Origin of the sequence: Anabaena sp. 54, from assembly GCF_017355725.1 — a bacterium.
In the GTDB taxonomy this organism is placed as follows: domain Bacteria; phylum Cyanobacteriota; class Cyanobacteriia; order Cyanobacteriales; family Nostocaceae; genus Dolichospermum; species Dolichospermum heterosporum.
Map to the genome: position 1 here is coordinate 22024 of NZ_JAAVWA010000043.1, position 14718 is coordinate 36741.

Below are 14718 nucleotides of genomic sequence, written 5' to 3' on the forward strand. Positions count from 1 at the left end.
GATTTCACAATAATAGATATGTAGAAAAATCCATAGTGTTGGATATGTTGGATATTTACTGATTTTGAGGTTAATTATTACCTGAAATTTGGTGAATATTAAGCACAATATTTCTCTGCAAATTTGCTATGTCTGATCGAAAAATTTAGTATTTTGATGATGGCTTTTCATGAGTATCTTATCATTATTTAAATCATATATAGGATTACCAGTAAATAAATATGACTAGTCACTAATTACCAATTACTAATTACCAAGGAGTATATTTCAATATGACTAATATTAACCCATCTCACACTATGAAACAACTGTTAGCTGGTTATGCTGGAATTATTTTTGGTGGATTTGGGCTACATAAATTCATTCTTGGTTATACTTTAGAAGGTTTTATTATGTTAGCAGTTTCTATAATCGGTGGTTCTTTTACCTATGGATTTACATTAATAGTTATGCAGCTTGTTGGTTTGATTGAAGCTATGATTTACTTAAATAAATCTCATGAAGAATTTGTTAATACCTATTTTGTGAATAAGCAAGCTTGGTTTTAGAAAGTTTGTCATGTCAAATTAAGTAGGTTGGCGTTGAAAATTGTCGTTATGGCAAGGCAAAAGGCAAGAGGGAAAAGTGAAAAGGGTTTGGGCGATTTTACGTTTCTTTACACAGTTTGGTTTTATTGTGTTCACCTACTTAATATGCAGTTGCTCAAATATAAACAGATGCACTTGTTAGTCTTGCTAATAATGAGTACGGGATATTTTAGTATAGTATCAGACTGGGAAATTAATTATTTCTGTAAAAGCCTAATTTTGATGTTACCAGTACAATTAACTGCTGTAATTTACACAGCTAAAATTAAACTATGATTTTTGTGATTTAGATGATTTAGTCTCACGCAAAGACGCAATCACGCTTCGTGATCTCGTATAGAGTAGACGCAAAGGTAAGATTTTTAAAGGTTCAATTTGGGAATTTCATACCTCAATATGGCTACGCCACGCAGGCTATCAGCAACGCCGGATTTAAGTAGGTGAACACAATAAAACCAAACTGTGTAAAGAAATGTAAAATCGCCTAAACCCTCTTCACTCTTGCCTCTTGCCTCTTGCCTTGCCATAACGACAATTTTCAACGCCAACCTACTTAGATGATTTTGGGGAGTTGGGGTTTTAAACGGAAACTTAATATTGTTCACTTGGTGAAAGTGGCAGATTTCCCTTAACCTCAAAGTAGAGACGCTGGTTATTAAGCGTTAAACTAACAAAAGCGAACCTCAAAACTAGCCATGCAACTGATCCCAAAATCTGAAATACTTAGAGAATCTGTCCCCCCCACAAAAATACTTAACTCAGAGAAAATTATTTTAGATGTTGGGGGGATGAAGTGTGCTGGATGCGTGAATGCAGTAGAAAAACAGCTTATTCAGCATTCAGGGGTTAAAAGCGTTTGTGTTAATCTCGCAACGGAAGTTGCAGTCGTAGAGGCAGAAGTTGGTACTGTAGATGTAGAGGCGTTAGTTCAAGGATTAACGGCTACAGGATTTCCTAGCCAATTACGGACGGGTAAAAGTGCTGGTGATAATCTGCAATCCGCTGTGGAAGCAAGACAACGCCAGGAAATGCAGGGGACAGTTAGACAGTTAGGAATTGCTGGTCTATTACTGCTACTATCGGGAATTGGTCATTTTGGTAATATTGGATCTGTTATTTTTCCCTTTTTAAATGATATCTGGTTTCATTGTGGATTGGCGACGATCGCTATTATTATTCCTGGTAGACCAATTTTAGTGGAAGGTTGGCTAGGTTGGCGACGGGGTGCGCCGAATATGAATACTCTCATTGGTTTGGGAACGTTAACAGCCTATACTGCAAGTTTGGTAGCGTTATTGTTTCCCCAAATGGGTTGGGAATGCTTTTTTGATGAACCTGTGATGATGTTGGGTTTTATTCTTTTGGGGAGGACTTTGGAAAAACAGGCTAGAGGACGTGCTGCTAAAGCGTTTCGCCAATTGTTGGCTTTAGCCCCCCAAACAGCCCGGTTAATTATTAACCCAGAACCGGAAAAATTGATTGCTGGGGCAAATATTATGGAAATTCCGGCGGAACAGGTGCGTGTGGGTGAATGGTTGCAGGTGTTACCAGGGGATAAAATTCCGGTAGATGGTGAGGTGCGTTTTGGACAAACTACCATAGATGAATCCATGCTGACAGGGGAAGTAGTACCTGTGATGAAGCAACCGGGAGATACTGTGACTGGGGGAACTTTAAATCAATCAGGAGCGATCGCTATTCAAGCTACCCGCACTGGTGATGATACAATTTTAGCCCAAATTGTGGCTTTAGTAGAAGCCGCCCAAACTCGCAAAGCCCCAGTCCAAAAATTAGCTGATACGGTGGCTGGATATTTTACTTATGGTGTCTTAACAGCGGCTGGTTTAACCTTCGTGTTTTGGTATTTGCTGGGAACTCACCTCTGGCCAGATGTTACCATGTCCGGGGCGATGGCAATGGCTCACAATATGGGACATAATCCCCAACATTTATTACCGGACACTCAATATTCTTCCCTATTAATTAGTTTAAAATTAGCGATCGCTGTGATGGTAGTTGCTTGTCCCTGTGCTTTAGGATTAGCTACCCCGACAGCGATTTTAGTAGGAACAGGAATGGGTGCAGAACGGGGACTATTAATCAAAGGTGGCGACGTTTTAGAAAAAGTCCACAAACTAGACACGGTAGTTTTTGATAAAACCGGAACTCTCACCACAGGTAAACCCACTGTCACTGATTGTCTAGTTATTGCCGAATCAACTTTACCATCATCTCTCATTCAACTAGCCGCAGCCGTAGAAAGTGGTACTTATCACCCCCTAGCTACAGCTATTCAGCAAGAAGCCAAAGCCAGAGAGTTAATCATCCCCCATGCTGTAGACTTCCATACCGAACCAGGTATGGGCGTATCCGCTGTCGTCGAGGGAAAAAAAGTTCTTTTAGGTAACTGGGAATGGTTTAATTACCACCAAATCAATATTAATGAAACAGCAGAAAAACAGAGACAAAGACTAGCCACAGAAGGAAAAACCGTAATTGGTGTAGCTGTAGATGGGACTTTAAGCGGATTAATTGCCGTTAGTGATACCCTCAGACCAGATGCGAAAACCGCAGTAGATAAACTCCGACAAATGGGTTTGCGCGTTATGCTCCTTAGTGGTGATAGATTAGAAGCAGCCAAGGCGATCGCTAAACAACTAGGAATCGCCAACACCGACATCATGGCAGGTATCCCCCCAGCCCAAAAAGCCGCCACCATTCAATCTCTTCAATGTGGGAAGATCAACACATTTGTTGCTATGGTAGGAGATGGCATCAATGACGCGCCAGCCTTATCACAGGCAGATGTCGGTATTGCCCTACATTCTGGAACCGATGTCGCTATGGAAACGGCTGAAATTATCTTAATGAGAAATTCCCTGACCGATGTTGTCAAGGCGATTCAGCTAAGTCGAGCCACTTTTAATACTATCCGTCAGAATTTATTTTGGGCTTTTGCCTATAATACGATAGGTATTCCCCTCGCCGCTGGTATATTATTACCTGCCTACGGTTTCGTTCTAGGACCTGCCAGTGCAGCAGCATTAATGGCTTTTAGCTCCGTCAGTGTTGTTACCAACTCAATTTTATTAAGGAGGTTTGTTCCCTAGCAGCGCAAAGTGAAAGTTAAAAGTCACTCGATTTGGGATTGAGGATTTTTCTGTCCTCAAGGACGGGTCTTGTACCAAATTCTTTTAATCTAAAATCTAAAATTCCCGGTCAACACCAACACAGTGTAGAACCTTTGGCAATTGAGAATGACTGATCAAAGTTTAGGTAATTATCCTATACTTAAAACGGCTCGATTGTTTGATTCTAAACGCAGGGGTAAAGCAAGAGCTTCATAGGTGTCAACTTAAGCTCAAATCCCTACCACATCTAGTTCCTAGTCTCTGACTAGGAATGCAGTTGATGAGGCTCTGCCTCTAATATTATTGAAGGCAGAGCCTTCTAGAATTCATTCCCAGTCTCTGACTGGGAATGAGATGACTTGAGTTCTTTGCGGGATAGAGGTTTTACGTTAGAGACTTCCAAATAAAAAAATGTCCCAAAACTGATGCAGAAATTCTCTCTCTGTGTACTCTGTGCCTCTGTGGTTCGTTTCTTAGGATAATTTATTTCTTGGAAGTCTCTTAAGGGACTTCCAATTAAAAAAATACCCAAAAATTTATTGTGGCGCAGCCATCTTGCCTGCTAATCATCAAGGACGGGCAGGACTTGTGCTGAACTTGCGATGCCCTGAGCCTGTCGAAGGGTCGAAGTATGCCCATCCCACAAAATTGGGTAATTTATTTTTTGGTGTTCCCTAAGTTGACACCTATGAGCAGTGCTAAACCCCTTGTATCGTAATAAGGAGAGAAAAGAGTAAAAGTTTAAATCTCACCCGTGTTTAGTATACCTATCATGGCAACAGAAGCAGCAAACAATGAAAACCATCTACTGATTATTGAAGATCACCAAGGACGCAAAAAATTTTTTTTGGAAGACCCCGTTTATTCTATTGGTAGAGATCGAGATTGTAATATCCGTCTATTCTCCCAGTTTGTTTCTCGTTATCATGCCACATTAGTAAGATTACCACGCCCCAATAGTCAACGATATTATTATCGAATTGTAGATGGTGATGCCAAAGGAAAACCCAGTTCTAATGGTTTAATAATCAATGGGCAAAAAATTCCCACTCATAACCTCCGCAATAATAGAATCTTGATTTAATTCTCATTCCTCAGTAGATAATAAACAACACGAAATATCAATGAAAATAGCAATTAGTGGTGCAACAGGATTTGTAGGTAGTCGGTTGGTAGAAAGACTACACACGGAAGGTCATAGAATTTTGGTATTAACTCGCAACCCTACCTTTGCTCAAAAGGTTTTTCCCTCCCCAGCATTTCCTAATTTAGAAATTATCGCCTATACTCCTAGTGTATCCGGCACTTGGCAAGATGCTATGGCTGGTTGTGACGGCGTAGTTAATTTAGCAGGAGAACCCATTGCTGAGGGACGTTGGACACCAGAACGCAAGCAGGAAATTCTCAACACTCGCAAACTAGGAACACAAAAAATTGTCGAAGCTATAGCTAAAGCTAATCCTCGCCCCATTGTCCTAGTCAATACTTCGGCTATTGGTTACTACGGAACCAGTGAAACTGCCAGTTTTAATGAAGATAGTGCCTCTGGTAACGACTTTCTCGCTCAAGTCTGTCAAGAATGGGAACAGGAAGCTACCAAGGTAAAAGATACCAATGTGCGGTTAGTAATTTTACGCTTTGGGATTGTTTTGGGTAATGGTGGTGCTTTGGGGAAAATGATTACCCCCTTTAAACTCTTTGCTGGTGGACCCATTGGCAGTGGTCAACAGTGGTTTTCCTGGATTCATTTAGATGATATCGTCGGTTTAATTATCCAAGCTTTAACTAAACCAACAATGGAGGGAGTGTATAATGCCACTGCCCCTCAACCAGTTCGCATGAATGATTTAAGTACAACTATGGGTAACGTCATGAATCGTCCCTCTTGGTTGCCTGTGCCAGGATTCGCCATAGAAGCTATATTAGGAGACGGGGCAAAGGTAGTTTTGGAAGGACAAAAGGTTTTACCCAAACGCACTTTAGAGTCGGGTTTTGAGTATCAATATCCGAATTTGCAATCAGCACTAACGCAGATTCTCACCTAATTCTTAGTTGATAGATAATAGGACTTACGCACGCTCACTAACTTACCATCATATGAATGAAGGAAATTGCGTCGTTTTCGGCTTTGGGAATAACTTATTGAGTAGGGTGCGTCAGATAGAGGAAATCTGTTTTTTACCAAATTATTGGGTCTGACGCACCCTACAAGAGATAAAATCCACATTACATATTTAGAAAACTTTGTCAATGCGTAAGCCCTAGATAAGTAGGTTGGCATTGAAAATTGTCGTTATGGGAAGGCAAGAGGCAATCATGCAAGAGTGAAGAAGCTTTGGGCGATTTTACTTTTCTTTACACACTTTGGTTTTATTGTGTTCACCTACTTAGTTCAAAAATTCACAGATGCTATACAAACGTTTTGGTCGGACAGAATTACAAATGCCCGTTTTCTCCTGCGGGGGAATGCGCTATCAATATAAATGGCAGGATGTCACACCAGAGGAAATTCCTACAGATAATCAAGAGAATTTAGAAGCTGTAATTCGTCGTTCTGTAGAATTGGGAATTAATCATATTGAAACTGCACGGGGTTATGGAACATCAGAAATGCAGTTGGGAAAAATCCTGCCTCAGTTTCCCCGTGAAAAATTAATAGTCCAAACGAAAGTTTCTCCTGTTGCAGATGCTCAAGAATTTCGCAAAACGTTTGAAAAATCTTTGGCTTACCTTCAGTTAGATTATGTTGATTTATTTGGGTTACATGGGATTAATAATGCAGAAATTTGGGATTATAGTATTCGTGAAGGTGGTTGTTTAGAAGTAGCAAGACAGTTACAGTCTGAGGGTAAAATTAAATTTATTGGTTTTTCTACTCATGCTCCCATAGAGATAATTTTGCAAGCAATTAATAGTAATCAATTTGATTATGTAAATTTGCATTGGTACTATATTAATCAATGGAATTGGGCTGCTATTGAAGCTGCAAATAAATTAGATATGGGTGTATTTATTATTAGCCCTTCTAATAAAGGCGGGTTATTATATCAACCTGCCAAAAAATTAGTTGATTTGTGTGCGCCTTTGAGTCCAATGGTGTTTAATGATTTATTTTGTTTGAGTCGTCCTCAAGTGCATACTTTGAGTATAGGTGCAGCAAAACCAACTGATTTTGATGAGCATTTAAAGACTTTGGCATTGTTAGATAATGCGGCAGAAATTTTACCACCAATTATTTCTAGATTGGAATCGGAAGCGGTCAATATTTTAGGAGAAGATTGGGTAAAAACCTGGGAAACTAATCTACCAACTTGGGAAGAAACGCCAGGAGAAGTAAATATGCGGGTGATTTTGTGGCTGTTAAATTTGACTTTGGCTTATGACATGATTGACTATGGGAAAATGCGTTACAATCTCTTAGGACAGGCTAATCATTGGTTTCCTGGTAATCGGGCTGATAAGTTAGGTGAATTAGATTTAAGAGAATGTCTTGTTAATAGTCCCCAATCTGAAAAAATTCCCCAGATGTTAGCTAAAGCCCAGGATATATTAGGAAGTGCGGAGATAAAGCGTTTGTCTCAAGAATAGGGAACAGGGAACAGGGAACAGGGAACAGGGAACAGGGAACAGGGAACAGGGAACAGGGAACAGGGAATAGGTAATAGGGAACAGGGAATAGGTAATAGGTAATAGGTAATAGGGAACAGGGAATAGGTAATAGGTAATAGGGAACAGGGAATAGGTAATAGGGAACAGGGAATAGGTAATAGGGAACAGGGAATAGGTAATAGGTAATAGGGAACAGGGAACAGGGAACAGGGGACGTTGACAGTGGAAGTATAGTAGACTTCCATATTATTCATTAGTCAGTAGTCAGATGAGTGACTGGTCATTAGCAATTTGCCGTTAACTAATGACTTTTGACCAGTGACAAGATGTTTAACTGGCATCAGAAGAGCTAGGTGTTGCTACATCTAATGTACTATTTACCACAGAATTCATTTGTGACAATTGTAACATATCCTCAGTCCAGCCAGGGTTAGCAAACTGAGGTAATATTTCCTTGCTAAATGCTTCGGCGGCTTTTGATCTATAGCGGTTGGGGTTAAATATCAGCCAGAGTGTGCGCTTCACCACAACTCCTTCGATAGGGGTGCGGTGAAGGACACCCATTTGTAATTCTTTAGCGATCGCTGATGTAGAAACAAAGGCAGCACCTAAGCCTGACTGGACAGCGTTTTTAATAGCTTCTATGGAATTTAGTTCCATCTCAAACTTAAACCGTCTGGTGTCAATATCACAACGGGCTAAAACCTGATCAATGACTTTGCGGATAGTTGATTGGGAGTCAAGAGCAATGAATTGTAGTTTATATAGGTCTTCTTTTTGGATGGTTTCTAATTTAGCAAAGGGATGGGAGGTAGGTAAGATGAGCGCCAATTCATCTTCAGCATAGGGAACAGTTTTTAAAGATTCCCCTAATTCCGTGGGAATTTCTCCGCCAATAATCGCCAGATCAACCTGACCATTAGATACACTCCAAGCGGTGCGTCGGGTTGAATGGACGTGCAATTGCACAGCTACTTCTGGATATTTTTGTCGAAATAAACCGATCATTTTCGGCAGAAGATAAGTGCCGGTGGTTTGAGATGCGCCTACAATTAATGTACCCCCTTGAAGATTTTGGAGGTCTTCAATCGCGCGGCAGGTTTCCTGACACAAGCTGAGGATTTTGTCTCCGTAGTTGAGGAGTAAATGCCCAGCTTCAGTTAATTGAGCGCGACGACCACCTCGATCAAATAGAGGGACATCCAGTTGCCGTTCCAGGTTTTGAACTTGCAAACTGACAGCGGGTTGGGAGACGTAAAGGCTATCAGCCGCCCGTTTGAAACTCCCTTCTTGGGCGATCGCTTTGAGAATACGTAACTGATCTAAGGTAAAAGGAAGGTCAGACATAAGGCTTAACCCACAAACTGGGGTGCATGAGTAACTTTAAAAATAAATCGAAATGAATAGTTTGGTCACTAAGCATGATTTATGGCATTGTTAACATTTGAAGAACCGTGAATTTTGACTTTGCTTTGCGGTACTAGCTGATTTGAATTTTGAATTGAGTTGTATATATGATGCCCAATCATTGGTTTACCTCCAGTCATTTTGTCATACTAGGGTTACAATTAGTTTTTGCGATCGCTCACAGCGGAGGGGCAGCTTTACGTCCTTGGGCAGAAAAATACATTGGACCAAGACTTTATCGCATTATCTTTGCATTAATTAGCCTCCCTTTGGCTGTGATCTTAATTGTTTACTTTTTTAATCACCGTTATGATGGACAGCAACTTTGGCAAGTACAGGACATAACAGGTGTAAAAACATTAGTCTGGGTACTATCAGCTATATCCTTTTTATTTTTATATCCTGCTACCTTCAATCTACTAGAAATTGCTGCCATTCAAAAGCCCCAAGTTCATCTTTATGAAACAGGAATTATCCGTATTACCCGTCATCCGCAAATGGTGGGACAAGTTATTTGGTGTGTAGCCCATACCCTGTGGCTAGGTACTAGTTTTACCCTTGTCACCTCCATTGGGTTGATACTACATCATCTATTTGGAGTATGGCATGGCGATCGCCGTTTAAGTCAACGTTATGGAGAAGCCTTTGAAGTTGTCAAACAGCGAACTTCCATTATCCCCTTTCAAGCGATTATTGATGGTCGTCAATCCTTGCACTGGCAGGAATTTCTCCGCCCTGCTTATTTAGGGGTTGCCATTTTCACAGGTCTATTATGGTGGTCTCACCCCTTGTTATTAGTGGCAACAAGTAGGATAATATGGTAGTTTAGTGTGATCCCCAAGATCAACAAAACATATAAATTTAACGAAACTTTGTCCTGATCACTTGCTACCAAAACAATGTACGATAAACTCAAACATATATCATTAAACTTTTTCCCAATGGGATCAGAAAAAGAATTTATCCACCAGGTTTCAGTGGACCTTATACTCGTAAACAAACAATAGCCATCTACCAGACTGGAAACAGGCATTAAGTAGCAATGTAGAGACTGCAATAACCCGCACTGTCACCATTGTCAAATTTTTCCCAAGCAGTTGTAATCAGGATTTGAAATGTAGAACAGCCAGCGCGGTATACACGGTGGCTTTTTTGTCAGCAGGAAACATCAAAATCCTTAATAGCAGGGGTCAGGAGTCAGGAATCACCGATTTAGGAGTAAAACCCTGTTGTCGGCTGAATTTAATCAATAGCTACGGTGCGTTGACACGAACAATTGATATCCTCCGCCTTGTCTGTTGCTAGAAAATTTAAAATTCAAATTGGTAATTTATACCGATTTGCTCCTGCTGACAATCAACTTTTGATATAAAAACCTTATAATCACAAGAGGCATCATGGTGTTGTCGGTTAATGAACGGACATTTACTCAAGAAGTTTTAGAATCCCCTGTACCCGTTTTGGTGAATTTTGAAGCTCCCTGGTGTGGGCTTTGCCGCATCATTCACCCACTGTTATCACAATTTCAGACTCAGTGTGGTGATGAACTTAAATTGGTGGGAGTTAACGCTGATCAAAATTTCAAGCTATCAAATACTTATAGACTGAAATCATTACCAACCTTACTGTTGATAGAAAAAGGTATAGTTAGACAAAGACTAGAAGGTTTTCGGAGTAAAGACGATTTACGTCTAGCCTTAGAAGCAATTAGACTCACATATACAAGTCAAGAAAAAATAGATACAGCAGAAGTCAGAAGTCAGGAGTCAGGAGTTAGGAGGTAGGAGAGCAGGGAGTAGGGGAGTAGGGGAGTAGGGGGAGTAGGGGGAGTAGGGGGAGTAGGGGGAGTAGGGGGAGTAGGGGGAGTAGGGGGAGTAGGGGGAGTAGGGGAGTAGGGGAGAAAATTTTTTCCACGAACAACTGACAACTAACAACTGACAACGAACCAAATCTAAAACCATGCTTAACACCCCACCCAAAGGGTATCGGGTGGGGTATTTTATCCTCAAGGGTGTGTGTCACAATTATGAGCAGTTCTGAAAATTTTCAGTTAACTGAAGTTTGAAGTGGGAAAATTCAAGCTAACTTGAAGGTATTGGGCTATCAAGTAGTAGAGATTAGTAAATAATTTCTAGTCTTTCATCCCAAACACAAACCCTCACCCCATTGAATTTCCATTTTTTTATCTTCTCATTTGTTTGTACAGAATTCTAAAAGTAGGCGTTAGTGATGGAAGTAATCTATCAGTATGCCTGGCTGATTCCAGTATTACCTCTTTTGGGAGCAACACTGGTCGGTCTAGGGCTAATCTCGATAAATCAGGTGACGAACCGCTTACGACAACTAAATGCTATAGTCATTATCTCCCTGATGGGGGCTTCTATGGCACTGTCGTTGGCTTTACTGTGGAGTCAAATTCAAGGCCATGCGCCTTATCTTTGGACTTTGGAATGGGCATCAGCAGGTAATTTTCACCTGACGATGGGCTACACTATTGACCACCTGACATCTCTAATGCTGGTGATTGTAACAACAGTAGCCGTTTTGGTGATGATTTACACCGATGGTTACATGGCCCATGACCCTGGTTATGTGCGATTTTACGCCTATCTCAGCTTATTTGGCTCTTCAATGTTAGGTTTGGTGGTCAGTCCTAACCTAGTACAAGTTTATATTTTCTGGGAACTGGTGGGGATGTGTTCCTACCTCCTAGTGGGCTTTTGGTATGATCGCAAAGCCGCAGCAGATGCTTGTCAAAAGGCATTTGTCACCAACCGCGTCGGTGACTTCGGTTTATTATTGGGCATTTTGGGGCTGTTCTGGGCGACAGGCAGCTTTGATTTTATGGTGATGGGCGATCGCCTATCCAACCTAGTAGAAACCGGTTCTATTAGCAATTTCCTCGCCATTGTGTTGGCAATTCTCGTCTTCCTGGGACCTGTGGCTAAATCTGCCCAATTCCCCCTCCATGTCTGGCTACCAGATGCCATGGAAGGTCCTACACCTATTTCTGCCCTCATCCATGCGGCGACAATGGTGGCGGCGGGTGTATTCTTAATTGCCCGGATGTACCCAGTATTTGAAAATGTCCCAGCCGCAATGAACGTAATTGCTTATACTGGGGCATTTACAGCGTTTTTGGGGGCAACTATCGCTATTACCCAAAACGACATCAAGAAGGGTTTGGCTTATTCCACCATTTCTCAACTTGGTTACATGATCATGGCTATGGGTGTGGGTGCTTACAGTGCGGGATTATTCCACCTCATGACCCATGCTTATTTTAAAGCGATGCTATTCTTGGGTTCTGGTTCGGTAATTCATGGCATGGAAGCAGTTGTTGGTCATGATCCTGTATTGGCGCAGGATATGCGGTTAATGGGCGGACTGCGGAAATATATGCCCGTGACAAGTTTCACCTTTTTGATTGGTTGCTTGGCGATCGCGGGGATTCCTCCCTTTGCTGGTTTTTGGTCAAAAGATGAGATTTTAGGCGCGGCTTTTGCTGCTAACCCTTTCCTGTGGTTTATTGGTTGGGTGACGGCAGGGATTACAGCTTTTTATATGTTTAGAATGTATTTCTCAACATTTGAAGGTAAATTCCGGGGTAATGACGAAAAAATCAAGGTAAAACTCAAAAATGCGGCTGCTGCTTTGGCTGAGAAATCAGGGACATTAGAACTAGCACCTAATTTTGGTCCTGGGGCGATGAAAAAGGGAGAATTGGATAGTCACTCCCATGACTCCCACAGCCATGAGCCTCATGAGTCTCCTTGGACGATGAGTTTACCGTTGGTGGTGTTGGCTATTCCTTCGATGTTGATTGGTTTGGTGGGTACTCCCTACGCCAATTATTTTGAGCAGTTTATCTTTCCTCCTAGCGAAACTTTGGCGGAAGTGATGGAAAAGGCTGCGGAGTTTGACCCCCATGAGTTTTACATTATGGCGGGTAGTTCTGTGGCTGTTTCTGTGATTGGTATTACTTTGGCTGTGCTGATGTATTTGGCACGGAAAATTGATCCTAGTGCGATCGCTAAAAACATTCAACCGCTATACGATCTATCTTTGAACAAGTGGTACTTTGATGATATTTATCATCGTGTCTTTGTTCTCGGTTTGCGTCGTGTGGCTAGACAAGTTATGGAAGTTGATTTCCGTGTTGTTGACGGTGCTGTTAATCTCACGGGTTTCTTTACTCTTGTCAGTGGTGAAGGTTTGAAATACTTGGAAAGCGGTCGGGTTCAATTCTATGCCTTGATCGTTTTTGGGGCTGTTTTGGGCTTGGTGATTGTTTTTGGTGTTACCTGATTTTAATGGGGGCGGTTTGTCCGCCCCTGGATTGTTTTTTTAACGAACCGCAGAGGCGCAGAGGACGCAGAGTTAATGAACCACGTTCGCGGAGCGTCCCGAAGGGATAGGAGCGAAGGAAGAAGTTTGTGGGGTGCGTTAGGAGCGCGAAAATAGTATAAAATATAGATAAAGTTATAAAAGCGAAGTAACGCACATTAATTTATGAAATTAAATTATTGTCTGAATCAGGATATCCAGGATTTAAGGATGTACAGGATGTAGAAAAAAAGTAATCTTTGAAAATCTCAAATATTCCTAGATAAGTCTTCGTAAAAAATCCTATTAATCCTCTAATCCTGGGCATCCTGATTCAGACAAAATAAGTTATCAGAATTAAAATTAAAGACTAATTTATGTATTGTCAAAATATCAACTTCTCCCGTCATGCTATTCAACAAATGTTTTATCGTCGCATTAGTAAAAAAGAAGTAGAAACTGTAATTGCTTATGGACAAATAATGGAAGAAAATCCTGATGATACACCATACCCCAGTTATTTAATATTAGATTTTGTAGAATGTAAACCGATTCATGTTGTATTTTCCTATGATGAAGCTACAGATACAGGATATGTGGTAACAGCTTATATTCCTGATGCTAATATTTGGTTAGATGGTTTTACAACTAGGAGACAAAAATAATGAAATGCGTAATTTGTAAACATGGAGAAACTAAACCCGGTTTAGTCACTGTCACCTTAGAAAGAGATGAATGTATTATTGTCTTGAAAAAAGTTCCCGCAGAAATTTGTGATAACTGTGGTGAATATTATTTAAGTGATGCAGTTACCGAACAGGTTTTAGAAACAGCAGAATTAGCAATTACTAAAGGAGCAGAATTAGAAATTATTAGATATGCAGCTTAAATTTGAAAATATATGAATACTCAAATTAATGTTCCTCCTGCTGTTGATTATTTAATGTTGAAAAAAGCATACTCCTATGCACTTTTAAAGTGGAAAGGTTTTTTTGGGAGCATCCCACTTTTGCAATGAGCATAAATACTTAGTGGAAAAATAGGCTTTTCGAGGGGTATTCTTGTTTTGATTCTCTATGTACGCACTCTTTAAAAGCCTCTATTTCGTCCCAAGACATGACTAAGAGAGCTACCCCTTCCTCTGTAAAATCCCTCTGAATCCAAATTTTTCCATTTCTAATATCTACATGAAGAATTGTCCCATAAACGTAACTCACATTAATTCATGAGATTAAATTTAAGCAATTTTGGTGCGTTACGCAACGCTTACACACCCTACCGTCTGAATCAGGATTTCCAGGATTTAAGGATTTTCAGGATGAAGAAAAAAACTTATCTTTAAAACCTGAAATATTCCCAGATAAATATTCATAAAAAATCCTGTAAATCCTCTAATCCTGAGCATCCTGATTCAGACAATTAAAAATTTTCAGAATGAAGAAAAAAAACTCATCTTCAAAACCCGAAATATTCCCAGATAAATATTCATATATAATCCTGTAAATCCCCTAATCCTGTAAATCCTGATTCAGACAATTAAGCATTTTCAGAATGAAGAAAAAAAACTCATCTTCAAAATCTGAAATATTCCCAGATAAATATTCATATATAATCCTGTAAATCCCCTAATCCTGTAAATCCTGATTCAGACAATTAAG

11 protein-coding genes and 1 pseudogene are annotated in these 14718 nt (G+C 40.4%); 10 read left to right on the plus strand and 2 right to left on the minus strand.

Annotated features, from left to right (window positions below):
* The first annotated feature begins 272 nt into the window (after positions 1 to 272).
* From HEQ36_RS23970 to HEQ36_RS23990, 5 genes and pseudogenes are all read left to right on the plus strand, one after another.
* Positions 273 to 548 (plus strand): NINE protein, encoded by a 276-nt coding sequence (locus HEQ36_RS23970; protein WP_053539721.1) that lies wholly within the window; start codon positions 273 to 275, stop codon positions 546 to 548.
* A gap of 734 nt (positions 549 to 1282) precedes the next feature.
* Positions 1283 to 3697 carry a cation-translocating P-type ATPase gene (locus HEQ36_RS23975; protein ID WP_168637263.1) on the plus strand — a complete coding sequence of 805 codons (2415 nt, stop codon included), beginning with the start codon at positions 1283 to 1285 and terminating at the stop codon, positions 3695 to 3697.
* Between the two features lie 793 nt (positions 3698 to 4490).
* Positions 4491 to 4784, plus strand: a pseudogene (locus HEQ36_RS23980) (FHA domain-containing protein); the annotation flags it as partial.
* Positions 4785 to 4842: 58 nt separating this feature from the next.
* Positions 4843 to 5763, plus strand: a complete 921-nt coding sequence (locus HEQ36_RS23985) for a TIGR01777 family oxidoreductase (RefSeq protein ID WP_053539725.1) — start codon at positions 4843 to 4845, stop codon at positions 5761 to 5763.
* A 361-nt stretch (positions 5764 to 6124) separates the two neighbouring features.
* The gene (locus HEQ36_RS23990; RefSeq protein WP_053539726.1) at positions 6125 to 7306 is read left to right on the plus strand and encodes an aldo/keto reductase; all 1182 of its coding nucleotides are present in this window, start codon (positions 6125 to 6127) and stop codon (positions 7304 to 7306) included.
* Positions 7307 to 7657: 351 nt separating this feature from the next.
* On the opposite strand, the gene HEQ36_RS23995 is transcribed toward HEQ36_RS23990, so the two are convergent.
* The gene (locus tag HEQ36_RS23995) at positions 7658 to 8674 is read right to left on the minus strand and encodes a LysR family transcriptional regulator (protein WP_168637262.1); all 1017 of its coding nucleotides are present in this window, start codon (positions 8672 to 8674) and stop codon (positions 7658 to 7660) included.
* 167 nt (positions 8675 to 8841) lie between these two features.
* On the opposite strand from HEQ36_RS23995, the gene HEQ36_RS24000 reads away from it, so the two are divergent.
* The 5 genes from HEQ36_RS24000 (at position 8842) to HEQ36_RS24020 (ending at position 13949) form a co-directional block, all read left to right on the plus strand.
* Positions 8842 to 9558: an NnrU family protein gene (locus HEQ36_RS24000; RefSeq protein ID WP_205748659.1), complete on the plus strand. Its 717-nt coding sequence runs from the start codon at positions 8842 to 8844 to the stop codon at positions 9556 to 9558.
* A gap of 573 nt (positions 9559 to 10131) precedes the next feature.
* Positions 10132 to 10518 (plus strand): thioredoxin domain-containing protein, encoded by a 387-nt coding sequence (locus HEQ36_RS24005; protein ID WP_027403983.1) that lies wholly within the window; start codon positions 10132 to 10134, stop codon positions 10516 to 10518.
* Positions 10519 to 10963: 445 nt separating this feature from the next.
* Entirely contained in the window at positions 10964 to 13042 is a 2079-nt protein-coding gene (locus tag HEQ36_RS24010; RefSeq protein ID WP_168636643.1) for an NAD(P)H-quinone oxidoreductase subunit 5, read from the plus strand.
* A 395-nt stretch (positions 13043 to 13437) separates the two neighbouring features.
* Positions 13438 to 13725: a DUF4258 domain-containing protein gene (locus tag HEQ36_RS24015; protein WP_053539731.1), complete on the plus strand. Its 288-nt coding sequence runs from the start codon at positions 13438 to 13440 to the stop codon at positions 13723 to 13725.
* Positions 13725 to 13949: a type II toxin-antitoxin system MqsA family antitoxin gene (locus HEQ36_RS24020; protein ID WP_053539732.1), complete on the plus strand. Its 225-nt coding sequence runs from the start codon at positions 13725 to 13727 to the stop codon at positions 13947 to 13949. The genes HEQ36_RS24015 and HEQ36_RS24020 overlap by 1 nt, the downstream gene beginning before the upstream one ends.
* Before the next feature lie 139 nt (positions 13950 to 14088).
* Here the strand turns inward: HEQ36_RS24020 and HEQ36_RS24025 are convergent, their stop codons facing one another.
* The gene (locus HEQ36_RS24025; RefSeq protein ID WP_234413200.1) at positions 14089 to 14277 is read right to left on the minus strand and encodes an element excision factor XisI family protein; all 189 of its coding nucleotides are present in this window, start codon (positions 14275 to 14277) and stop codon (positions 14089 to 14091) included.
* Between the last annotated feature and the right edge of the window lie 441 nt (positions 14278 to 14718).